26 protein-coding genes and 1 tRNA gene are annotated in these 24,340 nt (G+C 72.3%); 13 read left to right on the top strand and 14 right to left on the bottom strand.

Annotation, left to right across the window (positions count from 1 at the left end; translation table 11 throughout):
- The first annotated feature begins 45 nt into the window (after positions 1–45).
- Positions 46–561: a GNAT family N-acetyltransferase gene (locus tag B086_RS0113965; protein WP_018567035.1), complete on the top strand. Its 516-nt coding sequence runs from the start codon at positions 46–48 to the stop codon at positions 559–561.
- Positions 562–621: 60 nt separating this feature from the next.
- On the opposite strand, the gene arfB is transcribed toward B086_RS0113965, so the two are convergent.
- Positions 622–1,050, bottom strand: coding sequence for an alternative ribosome rescue aminoacyl-tRNA hydrolase ArfB (gene arfB, locus B086_RS0113960; protein WP_026252406.1), 429 nt, complete (start codon positions 1,048–1,050; stop codon positions 622–624).
- A 246-nt stretch (positions 1,051–1,296) separates the two neighbouring features.
- Between arfB and B086_RS0113955 the strand changes: the two genes are divergently transcribed.
- Together B086_RS0113955 and B086_RS0113950 are read left to right on the top strand one after the other, a co-directional pair.
- Entirely contained in the window at positions 1,297–1,872 is a 576-nt protein-coding gene (locus B086_RS0113955) for a TerD family protein (RefSeq protein WP_018567033.1), read from the top strand.
- Between the two features lie 91 nt (positions 1,873–1,963).
- Positions 1,964–2,500 (top strand): GNAT family N-acetyltransferase, encoded by a 537-nt coding sequence (locus B086_RS0113950; RefSeq protein ID WP_018567032.1) that lies wholly within the window; start codon positions 1,964–1,966, stop codon positions 2,498–2,500.
- A 60-nt stretch (positions 2,501–2,560) separates the two neighbouring features.
- Here the strand turns inward: B086_RS0113950 and B086_RS0113945 are convergent, their stop codons facing one another.
- Complete coding sequence (locus B086_RS0113945; RefSeq protein WP_018567031.1) at positions 2,561–3,205, bottom strand: dihydrofolate reductase family protein; 645 nt, start codon at positions 3,203–3,205, stop codon at positions 2,561–2,563.
- A gap of 104 nt (positions 3,206–3,309) precedes the next feature.
- Here B086_RS0113945 and B086_RS0113940 point away from each other — a divergent pair, with 104 nt between their 5' ends.
- Positions 3,310–3,807 carry a winged helix-turn-helix transcriptional regulator gene (locus B086_RS0113940; RefSeq protein WP_018567030.1) on the top strand — a complete coding sequence of 166 codons (498 nt, stop codon included), beginning with the start codon at positions 3,310–3,312 and terminating at the stop codon, positions 3,805–3,807.
- Positions 3,808–3,854: 47 nt separating this feature from the next.
- On the opposite strand, the gene B086_RS0113935 is transcribed toward B086_RS0113940, so the two are convergent.
- A complete protein-coding gene (locus B086_RS0113935; RefSeq protein ID WP_078531081.1) occupies positions 3,855–5,303 on the bottom strand; it encodes a M1 family metallopeptidase in 1,449 nt (482 codons plus the stop codon).
- 7 nt (positions 5,304–5,310) lie between these two features.
- Here B086_RS0113935 and B086_RS0113930 point away from each other — a divergent pair, with 7 nt between their 5' ends.
- Complete coding sequence (locus tag B086_RS0113930; protein ID WP_018567028.1) at positions 5,311–5,811, top strand: hypothetical protein; 501 nt, start codon at positions 5,311–5,313, stop codon at positions 5,809–5,811.
- Positions 5,812–5,846: 35 nt separating this feature from the next.
- Here B086_RS0113930 and B086_RS0113925 read toward each other — a convergent pair whose 3' ends face one another.
- The gene (locus B086_RS0113925; protein WP_051115832.1) at positions 5,847–6,545 is read right to left on the bottom strand and encodes a pentapeptide repeat-containing protein; all 699 of its coding nucleotides are present in this window, start codon (positions 6,543–6,545) and stop codon (positions 5,847–5,849) included.
- 122 nt (positions 6,546–6,667) lie between these two features.
- On the opposite strand from B086_RS0113925, the gene B086_RS0113920 reads away from it, so the two are divergent.
- Positions 6,668–8,215 (top strand): MFS transporter, encoded by a 1,548-nt coding sequence (locus B086_RS0113920; protein ID WP_078531080.1) that lies wholly within the window; start codon positions 6,668–6,670, stop codon positions 8,213–8,215.
- 141 nt (positions 8,216–8,356) lie between these two features.
- Here the strand turns inward: B086_RS0113920 and B086_RS0113915 are convergent, their stop codons facing one another.
- Positions 8,357–9,790 (bottom strand): NAD(P)/FAD-dependent oxidoreductase, encoded by a 1,434-nt coding sequence (locus tag B086_RS0113915; RefSeq protein WP_018567025.1) that lies wholly within the window; start codon positions 9,788–9,790, stop codon positions 8,357–8,359.
- 10 nt (positions 9,791–9,800) lie between these two features.
- Positions 9,801–10,466, bottom strand: coding sequence for a rhomboid-like protein (locus B086_RS0113910; RefSeq protein WP_018567024.1), 666 nt, complete (start codon positions 10,464–10,466; stop codon positions 9,801–9,803).
- A gap of 10 nt (positions 10,467–10,476) precedes the next feature.
- Here B086_RS0113910 and B086_RS0113905 point away from each other — a divergent pair, with 10 nt between their 5' ends.
- The 3 genes from B086_RS0113905 (at position 10,477) to B086_RS0113895 (ending at position 13,626) form a co-directional block, all read left to right on the top strand.
- Positions 10,477–11,367 (top strand): aminoglycoside phosphotransferase family protein, encoded by an 891-nt coding sequence (locus B086_RS0113905; protein WP_018567023.1) that lies wholly within the window; start codon positions 10,477–10,479, stop codon positions 11,365–11,367.
- A 123-nt stretch (positions 11,368–11,490) separates the two neighbouring features.
- Complete coding sequence (locus tag B086_RS0113900; RefSeq protein WP_018567022.1) at positions 11,491–12,549, top strand: right-handed parallel beta-helix repeat-containing protein; 1,059 nt, start codon at positions 11,491–11,493, stop codon at positions 12,547–12,549.
- A gap of 48 nt (positions 12,550–12,597) precedes the next feature.
- Complete coding sequence (locus B086_RS0113895) at positions 12,598–13,626, top strand: methyltransferase (protein WP_018567021.1); 1,029 nt, start codon at positions 12,598–12,600, stop codon at positions 13,624–13,626.
- Positions 13,627–13,742: 116 nt separating this feature from the next.
- Here B086_RS0113895 and B086_RS0113890 read toward each other — a convergent pair whose 3' ends face one another.
- The 7 genes from B086_RS0113890 to B086_RS0113860 all read right to left on the bottom strand — a co-directional run bounded on the left by B086_RS0113890 (position 13,743) and on the right by B086_RS0113860 (position 19,063).
- Positions 13,743–14,075: a TcmI family type II polyketide cyclase gene (locus B086_RS0113890; RefSeq protein WP_018567020.1), complete on the bottom strand. Its 333-nt coding sequence runs from the start codon at positions 14,073–14,075 to the stop codon at positions 13,743–13,745.
- 27 nt (positions 14,076–14,102) lie between these two features.
- Entirely contained in the window at positions 14,103–14,588 is a 486-nt protein-coding gene (locus tag B086_RS0113885; protein WP_018567019.1) for an SRPBCC family protein, read from the bottom strand.
- A gap of 1 nt (position 14,589) precedes the next feature.
- Complete coding sequence (locus B086_RS0113880; RefSeq protein ID WP_018567018.1) at positions 14,590–14,847, bottom strand: acyl carrier protein; 258 nt, start codon at positions 14,845–14,847, stop codon at positions 14,590–14,592.
- A 64-nt stretch (positions 14,848–14,911) separates the two neighbouring features.
- On the bottom strand, positions 14,912–16,162 hold the full coding sequence (locus B086_RS0113875) for a beta-ketoacyl synthase N-terminal-like domain-containing protein (RefSeq protein ID WP_018567017.1): 1,251 nt from the start codon (positions 16,160–16,162) through the stop codon (positions 14,912–14,914).
- Positions 16,159–17,424, bottom strand: a complete 1,266-nt coding sequence (locus B086_RS0113870) for a beta-ketoacyl-[acyl-carrier-protein] synthase family protein (protein ID WP_018567016.1) — start codon at positions 17,422–17,424, stop codon at positions 16,159–16,161. The genes B086_RS0113875 and B086_RS0113870 overlap by 4 nt, the downstream gene beginning before the upstream one ends.
- Complete coding sequence (locus tag B086_RS0113865) at positions 17,421–17,879, bottom strand: cupin domain-containing protein (RefSeq protein WP_018567015.1); 459 nt, start codon at positions 17,877–17,879, stop codon at positions 17,421–17,423. The genes B086_RS0113870 and B086_RS0113865 overlap by 4 nt, the downstream gene beginning before the upstream one ends.
- Positions 17,880–17,920: 41 nt before the next feature.
- Positions 17,921–19,063, bottom strand: a complete 1,143-nt coding sequence (locus tag B086_RS0113860) for a SchA/CurD-like domain-containing protein (RefSeq protein WP_018567014.1) — start codon at positions 19,061–19,063, stop codon at positions 17,921–17,923.
- Between the two features lie 284 nt (positions 19,064–19,347).
- On the opposite strand from B086_RS0113860, the gene B086_RS0113855 reads away from it, so the two are divergent.
- Complete coding sequence (locus B086_RS0113855) at positions 19,348–20,988, top strand: FAD-dependent oxidoreductase (RefSeq protein WP_018567013.1); 1,641 nt, start codon at positions 19,348–19,350, stop codon at positions 20,986–20,988.
- 62 nt (positions 20,989–21,050) lie between these two features.
- On the opposite strand, the gene B086_RS0113850 is transcribed toward B086_RS0113855, so the two are convergent.
- Positions 21,051–21,124: transfer RNA gene (locus tag B086_RS0113850), tRNA-Thr, on the bottom strand.
- A 245-nt stretch (positions 21,125–21,369) separates the two neighbouring features.
- Between B086_RS0113850 and msiK the strand changes: the two genes are divergently transcribed.
- The 3 genes from msiK (at position 21,370) to B086_RS0113835 (ending at position 24,055) form a co-directional block, all read left to right on the top strand.
- Positions 21,370–22,506 carry a diacetylchitobiose ABC transporter ATP-binding protein MsiK gene (msiK, locus tag B086_RS0113845; protein ID WP_018567012.1) on the top strand — a complete coding sequence of 379 codons (1,137 nt, stop codon included), beginning with the start codon at positions 21,370–21,372 and terminating at the stop codon, positions 22,504–22,506.
- 248 nt (positions 22,507–22,754) lie between these two features.
- Positions 22,755–23,204: a hypothetical protein gene (locus B086_RS0113840; protein ID WP_018567011.1), complete on the top strand. Its 450-nt coding sequence runs from the start codon at positions 22,755–22,757 to the stop codon at positions 23,202–23,204.
- Between the two features lie 119 nt (positions 23,205–23,323).
- On the top strand, positions 23,324–24,055 hold the full coding sequence (locus B086_RS0113835) for a nucleotidyltransferase family protein (protein ID WP_018567010.1): 732 nt from the start codon (positions 23,324–23,326) through the stop codon (positions 24,053–24,055).
- The last annotated feature ends 285 nt before the right edge of the window (positions 24,056–24,340 follow it).

Raw genomic sequence — 24,340 nt, 5'->3', positions numbered from 1 at the left:
GTAATCCGGTGGCCGCGCGGCGGACGCGCCGCCTACGGTGCGCGCATGACGAACCCCGGCCCCGGCCCCGGTCCCGGCACCGGCTCAGCGCCCCGCCTCGAAGAGATCACCCCGGCGAACCTGGACGCCGCGCTCGGCATCCGGGTCCGCCCCGACCAGGAGTACGCGGTCGCGCCGGTCGTGAAGTCCCTCGCCGAGGCGTACGCGTGGCCGGGCGTCGCCTGGCCGCGCCTGATCGTCGACGGCGGGCGTCCCGTGGGCTTCCTGATGGCCTTCCTCGGCATCGACTGGCACCAGGACGGCAGCGAGCGGCGCTCGGGGCTGTGGCGGCTGAACATCGCGGCCGGTGAGCAGGGCCGCGGCTACGGCCGGTTCGCCGTCGGCGCCGTCGCGGCGGAGATCCGCCGCCGGGGTGGGACGGAGCTGTACGTGTCCTGGCACCCGGGTCCGGACGGCCCGGAGCGCTTCTACCTCGGGCTCGGCTTCCGTACGAACGGGGAGACGAGCGGCGGCCAGACGGTGGGCGTGCTCGGCCTGGCTGCGGTCCCGGCCGGGACGTGAGCGCGCCCGCGGGCCCATGACCGCGACAGCGACCGCGACAACGACCGGTGTGCCTGCCGCCTACCCCCAGTCGCGACCCGTGCGGCCCCGCTTCGTCTCCGAGCGCTGCTTCTTCTCGCGCAGCCGCCGCTCGTTGATGCCGCGGGGGATGCGGGTGGGCCTGCGGGGCTTGGGCGGGGGCGCGGTCGCCTCGGCGAGGAGCGCGGCGAGGCGTACGGCCGCGGTCTCGCGGTTGCGCCACTGGGAGCGGTGCTCGGAGGCGCGGACGGTGACGACGCCGTCGACGAGCCGGCCGGCCAGCCGGTGCAGGGCGCGCTCCTTCCACACCTCGGGCAGCGCCTCGGTGTGCGCCAGGTCGAAGCGCAGCTCGACCTGGCTGTCGGAGGTGTTGACGTGCTGGCCGCCGGGCCCCGAGGACCGCGAGAAGCGCCAGACCAGCTCGGCCTCGGGGAGCACGACGGAGCCGCGGATGACATGGGGACCGGACATGTCCTCCATGGTCCCTCGCGTGTCCGGGTCACGTCACCGGAATTTCGGCACCGGTGGTGCCGGTGGTGCCCGTGGTGCCCGTGGTGCCGGTCCGGGGCTGTCCGGGGCTCTCCGGGGCTGTCCGGGCGTTCGAACCCACCTTGGTAAAAAAGGTAAAGGCGTCAGGAACCATGGGGACCCTCTCGGCGTTCCTAGGGGTGGCGGTAGCTTCGTCCGCACACGCAACGAGGGAAGGGACTCCCCACAATGGCTGTAAGCCTCTCCAAGGGCGGCAACGTCTCGCTCACCAAGGAAGCTCCGGGCCTGACCGCCGTCACCGTGGGCCTCGGCTGGGACGTCCGCACCACCACCGGCACGGACTTCGACCTCGACGCCTCCGCGATCGCGGTCAACACCCAGGGCAAGGTCTACTCCGACGGCCACTTCGTCTTCTTCAACAACAAGCAGACCCCGGACAACACCATCGTCCACACCGGTGACAACCGCACCGGCGAGGGCGAGGGCGACGACGAGGCGATCAACGTCAACCTGGCCGGCCTCCCGGCCGACATCGACAAGATCGTCTTCCCGGTCTCCATCTACGACGCCGAGAACCGCGGCCAGAACTTCGGCCAGGTCCGCAACGCGTACATCCGCATCATCAACCAGGCCGGCGGCGCCGAGATCGCCCGCTACGACCTGTCGGAGGACGCCGCCACCGAGACCGCCATGGTCTTCGGCGAGCTGTACCGCAACGGCGCGGAGTGGAAGTTCCGCGCCGTCGGCCAGGGCTACGCCTCGGGCCTCGTGGGCATCGCGCAGGACTTCGGCGTGAGCGTCTGACCCGCCGCCACGCCAGGCCCGGAGCCCGGATCCGCGACGGCGGTCCGGGCTCCGGCGCGCTCACGGCGCGGCCCGCGCGTAGGTTCCCCCTGTGATCATCGAACCTCTCGCGCTCTCCCCCGACCACGCTCTGCCGGGCGAGCTGCTGACCGAACTCACCGCGCTCTACGCCTCGCAGCGCGACTTCCACGCCCTGAGCGGTGACTTCCCCGACCCGGACGACGTCCGCCCGGAGCAGGTCGCCGCCGCGCTCGCCGACGAACTGGCCCACCCCGGCGCACAGGTGCTGCTGGCCCGCAGCGAGGGCGCCCTGGTCGGCGTCGCGATCACCCTGAACCACCACCCCGACCCGGCCGACCCCGATCCGTGGATCGGCCTGCTGATGGTGGACGCGGCGGCCCGCCGCCGGGGCCACGGCCGCCGCCTCGCCTCCCTCGTGGAGGACCGCTTCCGCGCGGCCGGCCGCACCGCCGTACGCCTCGCCGTCCTGGACGGCAACCACCCGGCCCTCGCCTTCTGGACCGCCCTCGGCTACCGCCCCCTCGCCCACCGCCGCGACCGCAAGGGCAACCGCCCGTGCACGGTCCTGCGCAAGGAACTGGACACCGGCTCCAGCCAGACGGCCTGAAGAAAGGCGAAGGCGAAGGCGAGGGCGAAGGCGAAGACAAAGGCGAAGGCGGAGCGGTCGTCAGGGCCGGGTGAAGGTCATGTGGGTGATGCCGCTGGGGGTCGTCACGGACTCGACCCGGAAGCGCTGCTCAAGCCCTTCGAGTCCGTCCCACAGGCGCTCGCCCCGGCCCAGGACGATCGGGACGACGGCGATGTGCAGATGGTCGACGAGGTCTTCGGCGAGGAACTCGCGGACCGTGGTCGGGCCGCCGCCGATCCGCACGTCCAGGCCGCCCGCGGCGTCGCGCGCCTGGCGGAGCGCCTCCTGCGGCGTGGCGTCGATGAAGTGGAAGGTGGTGCCGCCCTCCATCTCCACCGAGGGGCGCGGGTGGTGGGTCAGGACGAACACCGGGGTGTGGAAGGGCGGGTTGGGCCCCCACCAGCCGACCCAGTCGTCGTCCTCCCACGGTCCGCGCTGGGGGCCGAACTTGTTGCGGCCCATGATCTCCGCTCCGATGCCGGCGTCCCAGGTCCCGGCGACGGCGTCATCGGCCCCATGGCTCCCGTCCGGCTTGTCCTGCATCCGCCGGAAGGTACTGGTCGGGAAGAACCACTCGTGGAGCCGCGCGCCGGCGTGGCCGAACGGGGCGTCGAGGCTCTGCCCCTCACCGGTGGCGAATCCGTCGACGGAGACGGAGAAGTTGTGGACCCTCACGCGGGACATTGCACGGACTCCTGCCCTCGAAGCGATGTGATTGCGAAATGCAATCACCAGCCGCGGGCGAGCCTAGACTCGGTGCTGGCGGAGTGCAATCACTGGAGGTGGGAATGCGGGACGAACCGCGGTCCGGATGCGCGATCAACGCGGCGGTGGAGGCACTCGGGGACCGGTGGAGCCTCATCGTCCTGCGCGACGTGGTCTTCGGCGGACGCAGGCACTTCCGCGAGCTGCTCGGCCACTCCGAGGAGGGGATCGCGTCGAACATCCTCAGCAGCCGCCTCAAGGCCCTCGTCACCGGCGGCCTCCTCACCCGTGAGCAGGCCGGGCGAGGGCACCGGGCGACCTACAGCCTCACGGAAGCGGGCATCCAGACGGTCCCCGTCATGGTCGCGCTCGGCTCCTGGGGCATGCGGCACCGCCCGACCACCCCCGAACTCACCGTCCGCGCCCGCCTCCTGGAGGAAGGCGGCCCGCAGCTCTGGCAGAACCTCATGGACGAACTCCGCGAGACCCACCTGGGCACCCCCCGCCCCGACCCGGACCAGCCCCGCGCCTCCGAACTCCTCCGGACGGCCTACGAACAGGCGCTCACGGAGTCCCGCTGACACGGTCCTCCGACCGCGCGGACGGAGGGCACCAGGTCTCGCCCGCCTCAGGAGTGGGCCGGTTTGCCCTCGCCGTACAGCCAGTCGTGCCAGATGAGGGTGAAGTCCTTGTGGGGGGCCTTCTTCTCGACGTAGGCCGTGAAGTCGGCGGTGGAGGCGGTGCCGTGGCGGTGGGTGGTGGCCCAGCCCTGGATGATGTCGTAGAAGGCGTCGTCGCCGACAGTCTGGCGGATCTTGTGCAGGACCATGGCGCCGCGCGAGTAGACGGGTTCGTCGGAGATGTGCGCGGCGCCGGAGGGGCGGGCCGGCGGGAAGGACCACAGTTCGTCGCTGTCGACGCCGCTGTCCTTGGCGCCGTCGTACAGCTCCTGGAAGGTCTCCTGGGCGCTGGGGCCGTCGTGGTCCTCGTCCCAGAGCCACTCCGCGTAGGTGGCGAAGCCCTCGTTGAGCCACATGTCCCGCCAGCTCCTGGGGGTGACGGAGTCGCCGTACCACTGGTGGGCCAGTTCATGGACGAGGGTGGCGGTGTCGGGGACGCCGGGGAAGGTGGGCCGGTTCTGGGTCTCCAGGGCGTAGCTGCCGTCCGGGAGGCGGTCGACGATCGCTCCGGTGGAGGAGAAGGGGTACGGGCCGAAGTTGTACTCCGCCCAGTCCATGATCTCGGGGAGCTGCCCGAGCACGGCGTCGCTCGCCTTGGCCAGGGACGGGTCGACGGCCGTGTAGACCGGCAGGCCGTTCTTCAGCGTGGAGCGGCGCACGTCGAAGTCGCCGATCGCGACCGTGGCGAGATAGCTGGCCATCGGCTCCCCGGTGTGCCAGCGGTAGGTGGTGCGGCCCTTGGCGGTGGTCGTACCCGTCAGCTCGCCGTTGGAGACGGCCGTCAGCTTCCCGTCCGCCGGCACGCTCACGGCGATGTCGTAAGTGGCCTTGTCGGAGGGATGGTTGTTGGAGGGGAACCAGGCCATGGAGCCGACCGGCTGGCCGAGGGCCAGCGCGCCGTCGGACGTGGGCAGCCAGCCCTCCTTGGACCCGTCGGGGTCGGTGAGGGTCTGCGGGGTGCCCGTGTAGCGGACCGTGGTGCTGAACGTCTCGCCCTTGTCCAGCCCGTCGTGCGGCCGGACCGTCAGTTCCTGACCGGCCCGGTTGAACCGGGCGTCCCGGCCCTCCACGGTCACGCTCCGCACCTCCATCCCCTGGAGGTCGAGGTCGAAGGCGGACAGGTCCTCGGTGGCGCGGGCGGTGATCACTGCGGTGCCGGTGAGGCGGCGCGGGCCGGGGTCGTAGGCGAGCGTGAGCCCGTAATGGGTCACGTCGTACCCACCGTTGCCCGCCTTCGGGAAGTACGGGTCGCTCAGGCCGGAACCGCCCGGCTTGCCATGGACACCTCCGTCGCAGGCGGTCAGGGGGAGGGCGCAGAGCAGTAACACGCCGACGGCTCGGGCAAACGGTGCGGTACGGGACACGAGTGCGATCTTATGCGGCTGCCGTGACACCATCCCTTACGTGCTCGACATCGGCTACGCGCTCTCCACCCGTTTCCCCGACCCGCCGCAGACGGACTACCGGCGCGCGGACGTCCACGCCCTGCGCCACGACCTGTTCTGCGGGGACGTCTATCTGGCCGACACCGAGACCGACCGGGAGCTGGCCACCGCGTGGGGCTGGGTGCCGGTGCTGGACTTCGCCTGGGCGCTGTGCGACATCGTGGAGCAGGTGGACCGGGACCCGGCTGGCTCGCGCGCGTCCCGGCCGCAGCGGGCGGAGCTGGACTTCACGGAGTCCACCGACCGGATGCTCTTCGAGCGCCGCTTCGGCTGGGTGGACGTCGAGGCCGACTGGATGCCCGCCGAGGAGCCCCCGCTGTCCTTCTCCCACAGCGCGCTGCGCCGGGAGGCCCGGGACTTCCTGCACGACCTGATCGCGGACCTGTGCGACCTGCACGAGGATCTCGCGGAGAACCCGGCCCTGTGGACCCTCCAGGCCCGCTTCCCCCGCCTGCCCTGAACCGCGCCCGCGCCCCCGCGCCCACCGGGTGGCGCTCAGTCCTCCACCCTCACCCCCAGCTCCGCCGCCAGCACCGGCGCCAGGTCCAGCAGCTGGCCCGTACTGATCACCGCACCCGCCAGCCGGTCCACCCCGCGGGCGATCTCCAGCGAGGCGGCCCCGCGCAGATCGACGTCGGTGAGCACCGCCCCGCCGAGATCGGCGCCCTTGAGGACGCAGTCCGTGAACGCGACCCGCTCCAGCCGGGCGCCCCCGAAGTCCGGCTCGACCAGGACACAGCCCTCGAAGACCACGTCCCGCAGCCGCGCCGCGCGCAGATTGAGATAGTCGATCTTGCCGCCGCGGATCCGCACCCGCTCCAGGACCGCGCCGTGCAACTGCGCCCCGCCGAGCCGGGCGTCCGTCAGCTCCACATCGCGCAGGGTCGCGTCCGCGAGGTTCGTGCCGACGCCCCGTACGCCGGTGAGGACCGTGTCGAGGAACCGCGCGTGGCGCAGCGAGGTGTCGTCCAGGACGCAGCCGCGCAGCGCGCAGTCCAGGAAGCGGGCGCCCGCGCCGTCCTGCCCGGCGAGGTCCGTCTCGCGGAACTCCAGCCCGTCGTAGTCCCCGTCCGGCGCCAGCCCCGCACCGGCGTACGCCTCCAGGGCGGGCAACCGCACCTCGGGCGGCCGCGGCGGCTTCACCCCGGCCCGCCCGGCCCCCGTACCGCTCCCGCCGCCCGCTCTCCTCGCCATGCCCCCATGCTGCACCCGACCACTGACAACCCCCCGGCCCCGCCCCGCTCCCCCGGCGGACGGCCCCGCCCGGCACGGCAACCGGAGATGCGATGTGCCCCGATCCGTGCTCTTCTGGCGGGATGAGTATCACCCGAAAAGGTGAATCCTCCGCTCTGCACCGGCACGCTCCGCGACACCACCCACGGCATCAGCCCCGGCACGCCCGCCCCTCCGACGCGCACCGCTGGTGGGCGCTGGTGGTGATCGCGACCGCGCAGCTCATGGTGGTACTGGACGCGACCATCGTGAACATCGCCCTCCCCTCCGCGCAGCGCGCCCTGCACATGTCGGACGCCAACCGCCAGTGGGTGATCACCGCCTACACCCTCGCCTTCGGCGGGCTGCTCCTGCTGGGCGGGCGGATCTCGGACCTGGTGGGCCGCAAGCGCACCTTCGTCATCGGGCTCGTCGGCTTCGCCGCCGCCTCCGCGTTCGGCGGCGCGGCCACCTCCTCGGGCATGCTCTTCGGCGCGCGGGCCCTCCAGGGCGCCTTCGCGGCCGTGCTCGCCCCGGCCGCGCTCTCCCTGCTCACCACCACGTTCACCGATCCGCGCGAGCGCGGGAAGGCGTTCGGGATCTACGGCGCGCTGGCGGGCAGCGGCTCGGCGATCGGCTTCATCCTCGGCGGTCTGCTGACCGAGTACCTGGACTGGCGCTGGTGCCTGTACGTGAACGTGCCCATCGCCGCCGTCGCGGTGCTCGGCGCGTTCGCCCTGCTGCGCGACCGGCCGGCGCACACCGGCGTACGCCTCGATGTGCCGGGCGCCGTGCTGGGCTGCGGCGGTCTGGTCGCCGTCGTCTACGGCTTCAGCGAGGCGCAGCCGCGCGGCTGGACGGATCCGCTGGTGCTCGGCCTGTTCGCGGCGGGCGCCGCGATGCTCGCCGCCTTCGTGTGGTGGCAGACCCGGGCGCCGGTGCCGCTGCTGCCCCTGCACGTGCTGCGCGAGCGCAACCGGGCCGGCTGTCTGCTGACCATGCTGCTGGCCGTGATCGGCATGTTCGGGCTGTTCCTGTTCATGACGTACTACCTCCAGGAGATCCTGGGCTACTCGCCGCTGCGGACCGGGCTGGCCTTCCTGCCGCTGACCGCCGCGATCGTCGTCGGCTCCACGCAGATCTCGGCCCGGCTGCTCCAGCACGTGGCGCCGCGCGCGCTCATGGTCCCCGGGATGCTGCTGGCGGCGGCCGGACTGCTGCTGCTCACCCGGCTGACGGTCACCTCGCGCTATCCCACCGAGGTGCTGCCCGCGCTGCTGCTCCTGGGCCTGGGCATGGGCCTGACCTTCATGCCGGTGTTCGCCACCGCCACCGCGGGCGTCGCCCCGAAGGACTCGGGCGTGACCTCCGCGACCGTGAACACCGCACAGCAGGTGGGCGGTTCCATCGGGACCGCGCTGCTCAACACGGTCGCCATCTCCAGCAGCACCGCGTACATCACCGCCCACCTGCGCTCCCCCGCCGACCGGAGCAGAGTGGTACCGGAGGGTGTCGTGCACGGCTACACCGTCGCCATCTGGTGGGCCGCGGCCGTCATGCTGCTGGCCGGGCTGGTCGCGGGCCTGATGGTGACGGCCCGCGCGCCCAAACACACCACGGCCCCGGAGGCGGTGCCGGAGTCGCCGGTCTGAGAGACAGATCTGAAAGAGAGATCTGAAAGAGAGATCTGAAAGACAGAAGAGAGACCCGCGAGGGGCAGAGAGGGTCCCGAGTTCGCACCCGGGACCCTCCTTCTGCGCCCAGGACCCCGCACGGCCTGCACGTGAGGAGCCTCAGTGCCGTCCGGCCACCCGGTCCGCGACCCGGGCCAGCCGGGAGGAGCGGGCGCTGTGGGTGAGCGCCTCCCGGCGGTCGGCCGTGCGGTAGGTGGCGTACATGCCCTGCACGCCCAGCCAGCGCAGCGGCTCCGGTTCCCACTTGCGGACCTTGTGGCCGGTCCAGGGCAGCCCGGTCAGCTCGGTGGGGCCCGCCTGCCCGGAGTCGAGGCGGACCAGGTCGGCCAGGGTGCGGGCGGCGAGGTTGGCGGTGGCGACGCCCGAGCCGACGTAGCCGCCGGCCCAGCCGAGGCCCCGGGACGGGTCCAGGGTGACCGTGGCGCACCAGTCGCGCGGCACGCCGAGCACCCCGGACCAGGCGTGCGCGATGCGCACCCCGGCCAGCGAGGGGAAGAAGCCGGTGAGGATGTCGCGCAGGTCGCGGACGGTCTCCGGGCGGGTGCTGCCGTCATTGTCGGTGCGCGAACCGAAACGGTAGGGGATGCCGCGTCCGCCGAGCGCGATCCGGTCGTCGGCGGTGCGCTGCGCGTACATGTAGGCGTGCGCCATGTCGCCGAGGGCCTCGCGGCCGTCCCAGCCGAGCTCCTCCCACTGCGCGCCGGTCAGCGGCTCGGTGGCGATCATCGAGGAGTTCATCGGCAGCCAGGTGCGGCGCTGCCCCTTGAGGGAGGCGGTGAAGCCCTCGGTGCAGCGCAGCACGTAGGGGGCGCTGACGGTGCCGTACGGGGTGAGCGCGCGACGGGGGCGGATCTCGGTGACCGGGGTCGCCTCGTGGATCGTCACACCGAGCGCGGCCACCGCTCCGGCCAGGCCCTTGACCAGCTTGACCGGGTTCAGGCGGGCGCCGTGCGGGGTCCAGGTGGAGCCGACCGCGTCCGCGACCCGGATGCGTGCGGCGGTCTCGCGGGCGCCGTACAGCTCGCGGTCCTGCTCGCCGTAGGACAGTTCGTGCGCGTGGAAGTCCTTCAGGCGGGCCAGCTGGGCGGGGGTGCGGGCCACCTCCAGGACTCCGCCCTTGTGGAGGTCCGCGTCGATGCCCTCCTCGGCGGCGACGCGGATCACCTCGTCCACGGTGTCGTTCATCGCCCGCTGGAGCCGTACGGCGGCCTCCCGGCCGTGCAGGCGCGCGTACCGGTCGCGGCCCGCCACGCCGTTGTAGAGCCAGCCGCCGTTGCGGCCGGAGGCGCCGTAGCCGCAGAACTTCTGCTCCAGGACGGTGATCCGCAGCGCGGGCGCGGCCTTCTTCAGGTAGTACGCGGTCCACAGGCCCGTGTAGCCGCCGCCGACGATCACCACGTCGGCGCTCGCGTCCCCGGTCAGCGGCTCCCGCACGGCCGGGAGGCCGTCGTCGGCGAACCAGTGGGAGATGCCGCCGTTCACGGTGCCGCCGTGCCTGCCGCCGCCCGCGGCCGTGCTTGCCGAGCTGCTCATGTCCGGGACGCTAATGCCTGGTGGCGGCCGGTGTCTCCTTCGGATTCCGTGTTTTTCCGGGTCCCGCGACCAGCGGCCGGCAGGCCAGTCCGATCAGTACGGCGGTGAAATGCCCGAGATCGGTGAAGGTGCGCCCGGCCAGCAGCGGCACCCCGAAGAAGAGGAGCACGGCGGCGGCGTACGGATACCGCCACGGCCTGCGGATCCGGTAGGTCAGCACGGCGACCACCCCGGCCAGCGCGTAGCTGACGCCCACGTCCAGGGTGTCGACCGCGGAGGCGGGCGCCACACCGCGGCGGATCGCCCACAGCAGCGCGCCCTCGCTGATCAGCGTGGCCAGCACATGCGCGGCCGCGCACACCGCCAGCCAGCGCACGGTGCCCGTCCACCGCTCGGCCTGCGCGTGGAAGACCGTGTAGAGGACGGCGTACGGCAGCCAGCGCCCGCTGGGGATCCACATGGCGCTGGCCAACAGGACCCGCACCGGGTTGTCCGACAGCTCGTGGATGTTCGTGGACCGCTGCCGCAGGAAGTCCGCCTCGAACGACGGCGACATGTGGTGCAGCGCGACGGTGGTGACGAACAGGACCGTCAGCCAGACGTACGTCCCCGGGGCGGCGCGCACATACGCGACCACCGCCCGCAGCCCGCGCCGAAACCGGATGACCCCGTCCACACCGGCCAGTATGGTCAACACCGTGATCGAGGTGCCCGCCGAGCTGGCCGCCGCGCAGGAGAAGTTCAACGGCGCGGCGGGCCGGGATTTCGTCGCCGGTCTGCCCGAGCGGGCAGACCGCTTCCTCGCGCACTGGGACCTGCGCGTGGACGGCCCGGCGATGTACGGGCGGTGCGCGCTGGTCCTTCCGGTGGTACGCGCCGACCGCACACCGGCCGCGCTCAAGCTCCAACTACTGGACGAGGAGAGCGCGGGCGAGCCGGACGCGCTGCGCGCCTGGGACGGCGACGGGGCCGTACGGCTGCTGGCGCACGACGCGCCCACCTGCACCCTTCTCCTCGAACGGCTGGACGAGTCCCGGGCGCTGTCGGCCCTGCCGGACAGCCGTGCGGCCGTCGAGGTGATCGGCGCGCTCCTCGCCCGGCTCACCGCGGTGCCCGCCCCGGCGGTCGTACGGCGGCTGGGTGACGTGGCGCGCGCGATGCTGGAGCAGGTGCCGCGAGCGCTGACGCGGGTGCCGGACACCGCCGACCGGCGGCTGCTCGCCGACTGCGCGGCGGCCGTGCGCGAGGTCGCCGACCGCCCCGGCGACCGGCTGCTGCACTGGGACCTGCACTACGACAACGTGCTGGCCTCCGGCCGCGCGCCCTGGCTCGCCATCGACCCCAAGCCGCTCGCCGGCGACCCCGGTTTCGACCTGTTGCCCGCGCTCGGCAACCGCTACGACCCCGCCGAGACCCGGTGGCGCTTCGACGCGCTGACCGCGCGGCTCGGCCTGGACCGGGCGCGGGCGCGCGCCTGGACGCTGGGGCGGGTGCTCCAGAACTGCCTGTGGGAGATCGAGGACGGCCGGCCGCCGGAGACCGTGCAACTGGAGATCGGGCGCACGCTGCGCGCGTGAGGGCGGCCCCGCGCAAAGGCGCCAGGGCGTGGGCCGCATCCGACCGGCGGGCGTCCGTGCCGACACGCCGCCGGACGGCCCATCGGGCAGTCCAGAGGGTCATCAGGTCATAGCGTACAGAATATGACGAAACGCCACATCTCCCTGCTGGTCTGCGCCGCGGCGCTCGTCGGCTCCGGTGTCGCCGCCGCCGCGCCGGTCTCGGTGCCGACGACGCACCTGGTCCACGCCGGGGAATCGATCCAGAAGGCGGTGGACGCCGCACAGCCCGGCGACACCGTGCTGGTCCTGCCCGGCACCTACCGCCAGAGCGTCAAGATCACGACGCCCGGTCTGACCCTGCGCGGCAGCGGCCCCGCCACCGTCCTCACCCCGGCCGCCAAGGCCACGGACGACTGCGGCAAGCGCGGCAACGGCATCTGCGTGGCGGGCACCAAGACGAAGCGCCTGATGGGCGTCACCGTCTCCCACCTGGCCCTGACCGGTTACTCCCGCGCCGGGATGGTCTCCGTCGGCGCCGACGGACTGACCGTGCGGCACGTGCTCTCCGACAAGAACGGCGTGTGGGGCTTCGCCGAGGAGCGCTCCGAGCACAGCACGTACGAGCACGACGCCGCCCGCGACAACGGCGACGCCGGCATCTTCCTCGCCAACACCATCACCGCCGAACAGGGCGCGGCCGACAGCAAGGAATCGCTGGTCGCGCACAACCTGCTCAGCGGCAACCGGATCGGCGTCACCGTCCGCCGGCTGCGCAACCTCACCGTCGCCGCCAACGAGGTCACCGGCAACTGCGCGGGCGTCTTCGTCGTCGGCGACGAGAACAAGCCCAAGGCCGGCGCGCTGACCGTGCGCGACAACCGCGTCGTGCAGAACAACAAGTACTGCGCCAAGACCGACCGGCTGCCCTTCCTCCAGGGCTCCGGCATCGTCCTGACCGGCGCCGAGAAGACCGACGTCACCGGCAACACGGTCACCGGCAACTCGGGCACCTCGCCGCTGTCCGGCGGCATCGTCCTCTTCAAGAGCTTCGTGGGCGCCACCAGCGACGACAACCGCGTCCACGGCAACACGCTCCGCAGCAACGCCCCCGCCGACCTGGTCGACCAGGAGAGCGCCCAGCGCGGCAACACCTTCCAGGACAACTCCTGCGCGGCCTCCAGGCCCGCGGGACTGTGCTGAACCGGGCCACCCGGCACCCACCGAACACCCAAGGAAGGAAGGCGGCACATGACGACCGCTCAGACCGCCCCACCGCCGTCCATGCGGCTCAGGGAGCTCGTGTTCGGGGCGGCGTGTGCCGCCGCCCTGCGCGCCGCTGCCCGCCTCGGCGTGGCCGACGCCCTCGGCGACACCCCGCTGGCCGCGGAGGACCTCGCCGCCGCGGTGAAGACCGAACCCAAGCCGCTGCGCCGCCTGCTGCGCGCCCTGGCCTGCTACGGCGTCTTCGAGGAGCGCCCCGACGGCACCTTCGCGCACACCGACATGTCGCGGCTGCTGCGCGAGGACGACCCGAACAGCCTGCGCAACATCTCCCTGTGGTGCACCGAGCCGTGGACCTGGGACGCCTGGCCCAAGCTGGACGAGGCGGTGCGCACCGGCCGCAACGTCGTCGAGGACCTGTACGGCAAGGAGTTCTTCGTCTACCTCAACGAGGACGCCCCCGAGTCGGCGGACGTCTTCAACCGGGCGATGACCACCTCCTCCCGGCAGTCCGCCCGCGACGTGGCCGAACTCCTCGACCTGTCCGGGGCCGACTCGGTCGCCGACATCGGCGGCGGGCAGGGCCATGTGGTGGCCAGCCTGCTGGAGAAGTACCCCCGGATGCACGGCACCCTGATGGACCTGCCGCGTGTCGTGGACAACGCCGACCCGCGGCTGCGCGAGGGCGGCGCGCTCGCCGGCCGGGTCGACATCGTGCCCGGCGACTGCCGCGAGGCCGTCCCGGTCCGGGCCGACGTCTACATCATCAAGAACATCCTGGAGTGGGACGACGACTCCACCGCCCGCTGCCTGCGCAACGTGATGGAGGCGGGCGGTCCCAAGGCCCGCGTCGTGGTCATCGAGAACCTCGTCGACGACACCCCGTCGATGCGCTTCAGCACCGCCATGGACCTGCTGCTGCTGCTCAACGTCGGCGGCGCCAAGCACACCACCAAGTCCATGGTGAGCCGACTTGAGGCGGCCGGTCTGGTCATCGACGACATCAGCCCGGTCAACCCGTACCTCCACGCCTTCGACTGCACCGTGCCCGCCTGACACCCGGGCGCGACGCTCACGACGACGGCCGCCGGGCCCGCGACAGTGCGGGCCCGGCGGCCGTTGTCCGTCCGCCGCACGCCGACGCGTGCGGCGCCTCCCGTGCCGCGCGGGCGTCAGCCGCGGCCGTCGCGCTCCCAGAGGTAGAAGCGCCGGGCCATCGCGTCCTTCGGCGAACGCCACGTCTCGGGGTCGTACGCGCTCACGTACGCCGACAGCCGCTCGCTGATGCCGCGGAACTCGGGGTGTCCGGCCACCTTCGCGATGGCCGGGCCCGGGTCCCGGTCGGCCTCGACGAGGTGCATGTACACATCGCCGAACTGGAAGAGGCTGCGCCGGGTGACACCGACCAGGTGCGGCAGCTCCCCGCGGTCGGAGTCCTCGAAGACCTGCGCGATGTCCGGGGCCGAGCCCGGCGCCATCCGGGCCACGATCAGGGCCTGGTGCATGGATCCGCTCCTGTCGTCCGGTCCGGCTCAGTCGGTGGTCAGGGCCGGCTCGGGCCGCCGCCCGGACGCCGCCGCCTGCTCGACCTTGTCCCGGATCAGCGCCATCTGGACCTTGGAGTTCCGGTTGATGTTGTCGGTCATCCAGTCGTCGTCGACCGGCGCCTCCGGCTTCATCGCGAAGTCCTGGGTCCACACCATGCGGGTGCCGCCCGGGACCTCCTCGTAGCTCCAGTGGATGTCCATGTGCGCGAACGGCCCGGTCTCCACGCGCCGCGCCCGCACGGTCAGCGTGGCCCGGTCCGGCACGCGCTCGGAGACCCAGCTCCACACCGTGCCGTTCTCGTCGGGGTGCATGGTCAGCCGGAAGGTGCACCGGGCACCGTCCTGCTCCAGGATCTCGGCGGAGGCGTACTCGCTGAACAGCTGCGGCCACTTCTCCACGTCGTTGGTCATCTCCCACACCAGGTCCACCGGTGCGGCGATGGTGATCTCGTTCTGGGTGTGTCCGGCCATCTCAGGCTCCTGCCAGAAGGGTGCTGTTGACGAGGTCGAGGAACTTCCGGGGCGTCTTGCAGCGCTCCGCGTCGGCCGGCATCGGCATGCCGTGCCGGTTCTCCAGTTCGCCCACGATGCCGAGCAGGCCGAGCGAGTCGATGCCGAGCTCGTCGAAGCCGGTGTCGGCCCGGTCCGCCAGCTCCTGCGGGCTGACGGTGATACCGGCGGCCTTCTTCATGAGTTCGGACAGTTCTTCCACGGTGATTCGGTCACTCATGCGGGTTCCTCTCCTTGTTGCTCCCGGCGTGTTCCTCCCGGCGCCGCCCGGCCTGACGTCAGACCTAAGGGACGCCGGCGGTGCCGTGCCGCAGCACCAGCGCCGAGTTCGAGCCCATGAGCCCCCGGCTGAGGACCAGCGCCGTGCGCACCTGCGCCGCACGGGCACTGCCGGTCACCAGATCGAGGTCATGGCAGATGTCGAAGACATTGGGGGTGGGCGGGATCAGACCGTGCTCCATCGCGAGCACCGCCGCCGCCGCGTCCAGCACGGGCGCCGCGCAGTACGCCCGGCCCGTACCGGTCTTGGGCGCCGTCACCGGCACCCGCCGTCCGTGCGCGCCGAGCGCGTCGGCGATCGCCAGTGCCTCGGCCCGGTCCGCCTCCGGGACGCCGAGCGCGTCCGCGAAGACCACGTCGACCTCCTCCGGGGCGCAGTCCGCCTCCGCCAGCGCCGCGCGGACCGCCTCCGCGAGACCCTCGCGCGACAGCTCCCAGCGGGAGGCACCCGTGAAGGTGGACGCGTGCCCGGCCACGGTCGCCCGCACCGGCGCACCCCGCTCCCGGGCCCGCTCCGCCGCCTCCACGACGAACATCGCGCCGCCCTCGGCGGGCACGAACCCGCACGCCGACTCCGTGAACGGCCGGTACGCCCGCTCCGGATCGGCCACCGGACTCAGCTCGCCGTAACCGAGCTGGCAGACCATCGAGTACGGGGCGAGCGGCGCCTCCGTCGAACCGGCCACCATCACGTCCGTACCGCGCCGCACCGCCCGCGCGGCGTGCGCCAGCGCGTCCAGGCCGCCCGCCTCGTCCGCTGCCACCACCGAGCACGGCCCCTTGAAGCCGCGCCGGATGGAGATCTGGCCGGTGCTCGCCGCGTAGAACCAGGCGATCGACTGCCAGGGGCCCACATAGCGGCGGCCCTTGCCCCACAGCTTCTGCAACTCCCGCTGGCCGAACTCGCCGCCGCCCGAGCCGGCCGCCGTCACCACACCCGCGGCGAACGGCGCCTCGTCGGTGTCGGCCCGGCCGAGACGGGCGTCCTCCAGTGCCGCGTCGGCCGCCGCCATCGCGAAGTGCGTGTACCGGTCGGTCTGCACGAGGTAGCGCTCCTCGACCGAGACCGACGGATCGAAGGCCCGCACCTCACCCGCCACCTTCAGCGGCAGCCGCTCGCAGCCCTCGCGGGTGACCCGGTCCAGGACGCTCACACCCTGCTGGGTGGACTTCCAGAAGGTCTCGGTGCTGGTTCCGTTGGGCGCCACGACACCGATACCGGTGACGGCCGCCCGCCGTTTCACGGGTGCGCTCATGCCCTCTCCCTCTGCCGGGTCAGGATCACCGCGGACTGGAAACCGCCGAACCCGCTGCCCACGGAGAGCACGCTGTCCAGCTTCCGCTCCCGGGCGACCCGCGGGACGTAGTCCAGGTCGCACTCGGGATCGGGGGTCGTGTAGTTCGCCGTCGGCGGGACCATCTGGCGGTCCAGCGCCAGCACGCACGCCACCACCTCGATCGCCCCGATCGCGCCCAGCGAGTGGCCCACCATCGACTTGATGGAACTTATCGGGGTGTCGTAGGCGTGGCCGCCCAGCGCCCGCTTCACCGCGGCCGTCTCGTGCCGGTCGTTCTGCCGGGTGCCGGAGCCGTGCGCGTTGACGTAGCCGATCGCCGTGGCGTCCAGCCGGGCATGGTCCAGCGCCGTCTCGATGGCCCGCGCCATCTCCAGCCCGTCACTGGTCAGACCGGTCATGTGATAGGCGTTGCCGAAGGTGGCGTAGCCGCTCAGCTCGCAGTAGATCCGCGCACCGCGCGCCCGAGCGTGCTCCAGCTCCTCCAGCACCAGCACCGCGCCGCCCTCGCCCATGACGAACCCGTCACGGTCGTTGTCGAAGGGCCGCGAGGCGTGCGCCGGATCGTCGTTGTTCGGCGACGTGGCCTTGATCGCGTCGAAGCACGCCATCGTGATCGGCGATATCGGCGAGTCCGACGCCCCGGCTATGCAGATGTCGGCCCGGCCCTCCTCCACGGTGTGCAGCGCGTACCCGACCGCGTCGAGCCCCGACGTGCACCCGGTGGACACCGACTGCACCGGACCGCGCGCCCCGAACCGCTCGGCCACCGTCGAGGCCAGCGTGCTCGGCGTGAACGCCCGCTCCAGATACGGCCGCGCCCGCTCGTGGTCCACGTCCCAGCGCTCACCGCCATGGCTGACCAGCACATAGTCGTTCTCCAGCCGCGTGGTGCCGCCGACCGCGGTGCCCAGCGAGACCCCGACCCGCCAGGGGTTCTCCCCGGCGAGGTCCAGCCCGGAGTCCCGCACCGCCTCCAGACCCGCGGCCAGCGCGAACTGGATGTAGCGGTCGCAGCGCGCCACCTGCTCCTCGGAGAGCCCCGCGGCCACCGGGTCGAAGTCGCACTCCGCGGCGATCTGCGACCTGAGCCCGGACGGGTCGAAGAAGGTGATGCCCCGCGTCGCGGTCCGCCCGTTCGCCAGCAGGTCGAAGAAGGCCGGGGCGCCGATACCGCCCGGCGCCACCACGCCTATGCCGGTGACCGCCACCCGCCTGGTCATGACCGGGCCTCGGCCGCGTCCGCCGGCACCGGCTCCCCGGCCCCGGCCACGACCCGCACCGCCTCCTCCGCGGTGCCCTCCGTGTCGACATGCCCCAGCTGCGGGCGCGGCGCCAGCGGACCGAGGTGGAAGACGAGCCGCGCCTCCACATCGCCCACATTGCGGAACCGGTGCCGCATGTACGCCGGGATCATCAGCCCCTGCTCGGGCCTGAGCGGGTGGGCCTCACCGTCCAGGTCCACCTCCAGCTCACCGCACACCACGTACACGAACTCCTCGGAGTACGGGTGGTAGTGCTCACCGATGCGGTCACCGGGCTGCACCAGCGCCACCCCCATGAAGCCGCTGGTGGAACCCACCGTGGCCGGGGTCAGCATGGCGCGCAGATCGCCTCCGCGCCGGGTGTTGGGCTCGGTCTCACCGAGATCCACGATCTTGGGCCTGGCTTTGATCATGTCGTTCCTCCGGTGGTGTGTACGTCGGCTGAAGAGGGGCGTCAGGCGTCCGGCGCCGAGCGCCGGTCGGTGACGAGGTCCATCCGGGCCAGGGCGAGCAGCCGCGCCAGATCGCCGTCCTTCTTCGCGGCGCCCTCGTCGAGCAGCGTCGTCAGCTCCGACACCTGCGCCGCGTCCGCCAGACCCAGCGCCGCCGCCGGATCCACGTCGAGACCCGCCCGTACGTCGATCAGCCGGACCACCACGTCGTCCCGCTCGAAGACCGTGCTGCGCAGGATCGGGCTGGCCGGGTCGCCCGCCACCCGCTCGTCGTGCTGGGCCAGCAGCTCCGCCAGCCGCATCCCCATCCCCGGCCGCGCCGGGTACGACAGCGCCTGCCGCTGCGCGCCCTCGTCGTCCTGACCGCGCGTCACGTGATGCACCGCCGGGAGGGCCGCCCGGGTGAAGAACACCCGCACCGACTCCTGGTCGGCGAAGTCCCGCTCCTGCTCCAGATACGGGTTGATGGCCTCCTCCACCGCCCGGATCTCCGGCTGCCGCGCCACGTGCCGCAGCGCCGCCAGCAGGTCACCGCGCACCTCGATGGCCCGCACCACCCGGTTGCCGTGCATGAACAGCGACGTACGGCACAGCTTCGTGGTGTCGTCCACCCGCGCCGTGGGCGACTCGTAGTTCGCCAGCAGCTCGGCCACCTTCTTCTCGCTGCCCGGCTTCACCGTGAACGTCAGCGCGTGCCGGATCACCCCGTCACCGATGCGCGGCGACGTCTGCAACCGGCGCTCACCCGCCGCCGCCCGGCCCGCCTCGCCGCCGGTCTCCCGGACGATGTGGAAACGCAGCGACCGCGTGTCACGGATGCAGCTGTGCATCGGCTGCACCATCCGCACGTGCTCCTCGCTGTTCACCCAGGCGAGGAACGGCGGCGCGCTCTCCCACTCGCTGGTGATCAGCCACTGCGAAGGGTTCTCGATCGACTGGCACAGCTGGTCGCTGACATGCCCGGGGACGGACGAGACCTGCTTGCCCATCTCCTCGTACGCCTCCAGGAACTGCTGCTGGGCGCCGTCGTAGACGTCCACCAGCAGGACGACCCGGAGCCGGGAACCGTCGAAGACGGACTGGGAGACACGTTTCGAGTCCTGCTGCTCGGTGGGTTCTGAAACACGCTCAGAGATGGCGGTCATCTGCGTACGTCTCCTTGACGGGGCTGAAGAGGGCTTCGCTCCGCCGACATCCCGCCGCGGGTGACGCGACGTCAGCGTGATCTCGATCCTGTGCCGGTTGTGATCAGTGCGCGACTCGTGTGCACCACGTGGGTGATCACAGGGGTGATTGCCCCCGCGAACGCACGCGGACCGCCCCCGCACCGGGCATGGAGACACCGACGGGCCCCCACCCGCCCGCGCCCCCACGCCCCCGCGCGCCCCCCACGACGCACCCGCGCCCCACCCCGCCCCTGGAGGCACCGATGCACCGAGAAGCCGACCACCGGGTACCCGTCCTCATCGTCGGCGGCTCCCTGGTGGGCCTGTCCACCTCGCTCTTCCTGGGCCGCCTCGGCGTGCCCCACCTGCTCGTCGAACGGCACTCCGGCACCTCCCACCACCCCCGCGGCCGCGGCAACAACGTGCGCACCATGGAGCTGCTGCGCACGGCCGGCGTCGAGGACGCCGTCAAGGACGCCGCCGCCCTGCTCGCCGACAACCACGGCATCCTCCAGACCCCCACCCTCGTCGGCGACGCCGGCGAATGGCTGTTCAAGCACATCGACCCGGGCGGCGGCATGGCCCGCTTCAGCCCCACCGGCTGGTGCCTGTGCAGCCAGAACGACCTCGAACCCGTCCTCCTCGACAGCGCCCGCGCCCTCGGCGGCGACCTGCGCTACTCCCACGAGCTGGAGACCTTCGAGCAGGACGCCGACGGAGTCACCGCCACCGTCCGCGACCGCGCCACCGACGAGCGGTACACCGTCCGCGCCGACTACCTCGTCGCCGCCGACGGCCCCCGCAGCCCCGTCCGCCGCGCCCTCGGCATCGGCCGGTCCGGACCCGGCGACCTCTTCGCCAACGTCAGCGTCACCTTCCGCTCCAAACTCCTCGCCGACGTCGTCGGCGACCGCCGCTTCATCTGCTGCTACCTCACCGATCCGGAGGCCGACGGAGCGCTGCTCCCCGTCGACAACAAGGAGCACTGGGTCTTCCACGCCCCCTGGCACCCCGAGCACGGCGAGAGCCTCGACGAGTTCACCGAGGAACGCCTCCAGCGGCACATCCGCCGCGCCATCGGCGCCCCCGACCTGGACGTCGAGATCACCGGCAAGGCGTCCTGGCGCGCCGCCGAACGCGTCGCCGACGCCTACTCCGCCGGACGGGTCTTCCTCGCCGGCGACTCCGTCCACGAGATGTCACCCACCGGCGCCTTCGGCTCCAACACCGGCATCCAGGACGCCCACAACCTCGCCTGGAAACTCGCCGCCGTCCTCGGCGGCTGGGCGGGCCCCGGCCTCCTGGACACCTACGACACCGAGCGCCGCCCGGTCGCCACCGCCACCAGCGCCCGCGCCTCCGCCCGCTCCGTCGAGCACAGCCACCCCGGCTTCGCACCCGCGCCCGGCATCGGCGGCGGCAAGCGCGGCGGCATCCTCAACGTCGTCCTCGGCTACCGCTACCTCCGGGGCGCCGTCGTCGGCGCCGACGACAGCCAGGACGTCGTGCCCGACGCGCTCCGCCTCACCGGCGAGCCCGGCACCCGCGCCCCCCACCTGTGGGTACGGCACGACGGCGCGCGCGTCTCCACCCTCGACCTGTACGAACGCTCCCTGGTCCTGCTCAGCGACGCCCGCTCCACCGCCGACTGGCACACCGCGGCCCGCCGCGTCGCGGAGACCACCGGCATCCCCCTGGTCTCCCACCGCTTCGGCACCGACCTCACGGTCGAGGCCCCGCCCGCCGCCCCGGCCCCCGACTGGACCGAGGCCCACGGCACCACCCCCGACGGCGCGGTCCTCGTCCGCCCCGACGGCTTCGTCGCCTGGCGCACCCGGACCACCGCCCCGGACCCGGAGGCAACCCTGCGGGAAACCCTGACGACGCTCCTGCGCACCCCCTGACCCACCCGCCCCAGCCCACAGAAAAGGCCAGGTCAGACAATGTCTGACCTGGCCTTTCGCGGAGCCCCCTGTCGGAATCGAACCGACGACCTACGCATTACAAGTGCGTTGCTCTGGCCAGCTGAGCTAAGGAGGCGTACCGGGTGGTGCCCGTGCAGTGTACCCAGGTCGCGGCGGGTGCCCGTCGAGAATTTCCGCGAAGTTCACACCCCTTCAAGTACTGACAGACCAGGTGAACGCCAGGTACCGTCCTGTGCCAGTTCACTCTTGTGGACCACGCGATCACCACAGCGGACGATCCTTCGGGCATCCGTCGTGGCAACCGCCTTCCTACTCGGATCGTCCGGCACGTTCCTGCCGGTAGAAGGGGGCCCATTCACCATGGCCACTGTGCAGTTCGACAAGGCGACCCGGATCTACCCGGGTTCCGAGAAGCCCGCCGTCGACGCTCTGGAGATCGACATCGCGGACGGCGAGTTCCTCGTCCTGGTCGGCCCGTCCGGTTGCGGCAAGTCCACCTCGCTGCGGATGCTCGCGGGCCTGGAGGACGTCAACGGCGGTGCGATCCGCATCGGCGACCGTGACGTCACCCACCTGCCGCCCAAGGACCGGGACATCGCCATGGTGTTCCAGAACTACGCGCTCTACCCGCACATGTCGGTCGCCGACAACATGGGCTTCGCGCTCAAGATCGCCGGTGTGAACAAGGCGGAGATCCGGCAGAAGGTCGAGGAGGCCGCGAAGATCCTCGACCTGAGCGAGTACCTGGACCGCAAGCCGAAGGCGCTCTCCGGCGGTCAGCGCCAGCGTGTGGCGATGGGCCGCGCGATCGTGCGTGAGCCGCAGGTGTTCCTCATGGACGAGCCGCTGTCCAACCTGGACGCCAAGCTCCGTGTGTCCACGCGTACGCAGATCGCCTCGCTCCAGCGCCGCCTGGGCATCACCACCGTCTACGTCACCCACGACCAGGTCGAGGCCATGACGATGGGCGACCGGGTCGCGGTGCTCAAGGACGGCCTGCTCCAGCAGGTGGACTCGCCGCGCAACATGTACGACAAGCCCGCGAACCTGTTCGTCGCCGGGTTCATCGGCTCCCCGGCCATGAACCTGGTCGAGGTGCCGATCACCGACGGCGGTGTGAAGTTCGGCAACAGCGTCGTCCCGGTCAACCGCGACGCGCTCAAGGCCGCCGCCGACAAGGGTGACAAGACCGTCACCGTGGGTGTGCGCCCCGAGCACTTCGACGTGGTCGAGCACAACGGCGGCGCGGCCGCCTCCCTGACCAAGGACAGCGCCGACGCCCCGGCCGGCCTCGCCGTCTCGGTGAACGTCGTCGAGGAGACCGGCGCCGACGGCTACATCTACGGCACCGTCGAGGTCGGCGGCGGGACGAAGGACCTGGTCGTCCGCGTCAGCAGCCGTTCGGTCCCGGAGAAGGGCGCCACCGTGCACGTCGTACCGCGGGCGGGCGAGACCCACGTGTTCTCCACCTCGACCGGCGAGCGCCTGACGGACTGACCCCCGGCAGCCAGGCGCATGACGCTTACGGCTGAAACCCCGGGAATGATCCGGGTGATTCACCCGAGTTGACGAGAAGGGCCCCGCGAACTGCTGCGGGGCCCTTCTCGCTGTCTCCGGACCACCCTGACACACGGGACATTTCGAGCCGTGTGCGTCAACACGCCACCAGGAAAAGGGCGGTACGCCGTCGCCCGAAGGGGTGACTAAATGTCGCCAAATCATCACCGGGCGCTACCCTCACTCGCGTGAAGCACTCCACCACGCAACCCAAGCGACGCGGCCGGGGCCCCGCCCGCCGGATCGGCCGCTCCCTCGCCCTCGTCCTGCCCGTCGTCCTGGTGCTCTCCGGGACCCTCGCGGTCACCCGAGTCAACTGGTCGGGGAACCCCTCGAACTCGGTGCTCACCGCGTCCGACATGTCCGCGCCCGGGGTCGCCGCCCCGCCCCGGGCCCCGCAGGACGTGCTCCGCGACCATCTGCTGACGGAGTTGCAGGAGAAGGACCCGGGCGTCGCGCTGACCCACCTCCAGCAGGCGGTCAACGACCGGCCCTCGCTGGCCGGGCACTGCGCGTCCATCGCCCGCACCCTCGGCCGGGCCGCCGTGCGCATCTACGGCCCCACGCGCGCCCAGGCCTTCTCCCGCCCCGTCTGCGACACCTCCTTCGCCTCCGGGGTCCTCGCGGCCCAGGGCTGAGCCGGGACCGGGCCACCGGCAGCGCCCGGCAGAGTCAGGGCCCGCGCCGGACGGGCGCCGTACAGCGGCGTACCGGTCACCGGCGCGGGCCGCCGCGCGGGGGCACGTAGAGTTCCGGCATGACCCATCCGAACGCGGCGTCCCGCCCCACCCAAGCCGTGGTCCTGGCCGGTGGCCAGGGCTCCCGGCTGCGCCCCTACACCGACGACCGGCCCAAGCCGATGGTCGAGATCCCCGGTACGGGCACTCCGATCATCGGCCACCAGCTCGCCTGGCTGGCCGAGGAGGGCGTCACGGACGTGGTGATCTCCTGCGGCCACCTCGCCGAGGTGCTCCAGGAGTGGCTGGAGTCGGCGGAGCTGCCCGTCCGGGTGACCACGGTCGTCGAGCCGGAGCCCCTCGGCCGCGGCGGCGGCCTCAAGTTCGCCGCCGCCCGCCTCCCGCACCCCGAGCGCGCCTGGTACGCCACCAACGGCGACATCTGGACCCGTTTCTCGCTGCGGGACATGGCGGACTTCCACACCGAGCGCGACGCGGTCGCGACCCTCGCGCTGGCCCGACCGCGCATCCCGTGGGGCGCCGTGCAGACGGACGGCTTCGGGCACATCACCGACTTCATCGAGGCGCCGCCGTCGACCTTCGAGATCAACGCGGGCGTCTACGTCTTCTCCCCCGGCTTCACCTCCCTGCTGCCCGAGCGCGGCGACCACGAGCGCAGCACCTTCCCGCGGCTGGCCCGGGAACTGCGGCTGGCCGGCTTCCCGATCCCGCAGGGCGCCTACTGGCGCGCCATCGACACCGCCAAGGACCTCACGGAGGCCGCCAAGGAACTGGCCGCGCTGGGCCGATGACGCCCCGGCAGGACGCCTGCGCCCCTCCCCGTACGCAGCCGAAGGGCCCCACACCACGGTGGTGCGGGGCCCTTCGGGCCGTCACGGCCGGAGCCAGGACAGGTCCTAGGGCCTGTCGTCAAATTGCCGTCGTCCGCCCGGAGGGCGGGCCTCGCGGCGTCAGGTGCGTGCTCTCGGCGTGCCGGGTCCTGACCCGCGTACTGGACGTACTCGGGTCGGGTCCCGGTGCGGCGAGAGTGCGTGCATGGCGTCGCGGGGCAGGCGGGAATTTGACGACAGGCCCTA

The sequence above is a fragment of the Streptomyces sp. PsTaAH-124 genome, assembly GCF_000373685.1.
GTDB lineage: Bacteria > Actinomycetota > Actinomycetes > Streptomycetales > Streptomycetaceae > Streptomyces > Streptomyces andamanensis.
The sequence above is the reverse complement of the archived record's forward strand: the minus strand, read 5'-3'. Positions and strand labels throughout refer to the sequence as shown.

Bases quoted from the DNA above. Each gene is read 5' to 3' on its own strand.
- B086_RS0113965 (WP_018567035.1), top strand. From the start codon at position 46: ATGACGAACCCCGGCCCCGGCCCCGGTCCCGGCACCGGCTCAGCGCCC.
- arfB (WP_026252406.1), bottom strand. From the start codon at position 1,050: ATGTCCGGTCCCCATGTCATCCGCGGCTCCGTCGTGCTCCCCGAGGCC.
- B086_RS0113955 (WP_018567033.1), top strand. From the start codon at position 1,297: ATGGCTGTAAGCCTCTCCAAGGGCGGCAACGTCTCGCTCACCAAGGAA.
- B086_RS0113945 (WP_018567031.1), bottom strand. From the start codon at position 3,205: ATGTCCCGCGTGAGGGTCCACAACTTCTCCGTCTCCGTCGACGGATTC.
- B086_RS0113940 (WP_018567030.1), top strand. From the start codon at position 3,310: ATGCGGGACGAACCGCGGTCCGGATGCGCGATCAACGCGGCGGTGGAG.
- B086_RS0113935 (WP_078531081.1), bottom strand. From the start codon at position 5,303: ATGGTGTCACGGCAGCCGCATAAGATCGCACTCGTGTCCCGTACCGCA.
- B086_RS0113925 (WP_051115832.1), bottom strand. From the start codon at position 6,545: ATGGCGAGGAGAGCGGGCGGCGGGAGCGGTACGGGGGCCGGGCGGGCC.
- B086_RS0113920 (WP_078531080.1), top strand. From the start codon at position 6,668: ATGAGTATCACCCGAAAAGGTGAATCCTCCGCTCTGCACCGGCACGCT.
- B086_RS0113915 (WP_018567025.1), bottom strand. From the start codon at position 9,790: ATGAGCAGCTCGGCAAGCACGGCCGCGGGCGGCGGCAGGCACGGCGGC.
- B086_RS0113905 (WP_018567023.1), top strand. From the start codon at position 10,477: ATGGTCAACACCGTGATCGAGGTGCCCGCCGAGCTGGCCGCCGCGCAG.
- B086_RS0113900 (WP_018567022.1), top strand. From the start codon at position 11,491: ATGACGAAACGCCACATCTCCCTGCTGGTCTGCGCCGCGGCGCTCGTC.
- B086_RS0113895 (WP_018567021.1), top strand. From the start codon at position 12,598: ATGACGACCGCTCAGACCGCCCCACCGCCGTCCATGCGGCTCAGGGAG.
- B086_RS0113890 (WP_018567020.1), bottom strand. From the start codon at position 14,075: ATGCACCAGGCCCTGATCGTGGCCCGGATGGCGCCGGGCTCGGCCCCG.
- B086_RS0113885 (WP_018567019.1), bottom strand. From the start codon at position 14,588: ATGGCCGGACACACCCAGAACGAGATCACCATCGCCGCACCGGTGGAC.
- B086_RS0113880 (WP_018567018.1), bottom strand. From the start codon at position 14,847: ATGAGTGACCGAATCACCGTGGAAGAACTGTCCGAACTCATGAAGAAG.
- B086_RS0113875 (WP_018567017.1), bottom strand. From the start codon at position 16,162: ATGAGCGCACCCGTGAAACGGCGGGCGGCCGTCACCGGTATCGGTGTC.
- B086_RS0113870 (WP_018567016.1), bottom strand. From the start codon at position 17,424: ATGACCAGGCGGGTGGCGGTCACCGGCATAGGCGTGGTGGCGCCGGGC.
- B086_RS0113865 (WP_018567015.1), bottom strand. From the start codon at position 17,879: ATGATCAAAGCCAGGCCCAAGATCGTGGATCTCGGTGAGACCGAGCCC.
- B086_RS0113860 (WP_018567014.1), bottom strand. From the start codon at position 19,063: ATGACCGCCATCTCTGAGCGTGTTTCAGAACCCACCGAGCAGCAGGAC.
- B086_RS0113855 (WP_018567013.1), top strand. From the start codon at position 19,348: ATGCACCGAGAAGCCGACCACCGGGTACCCGTCCTCATCGTCGGCGGC.
- msiK (WP_018567012.1), top strand. From the start codon at position 21,370: ATGGCCACTGTGCAGTTCGACAAGGCGACCCGGATCTACCCGGGTTCC.
- B086_RS0113835 (WP_018567010.1), top strand. From the start codon at position 23,324: ATGACCCATCCGAACGCGGCGTCCCGCCCCACCCAAGCCGTGGTCCTG.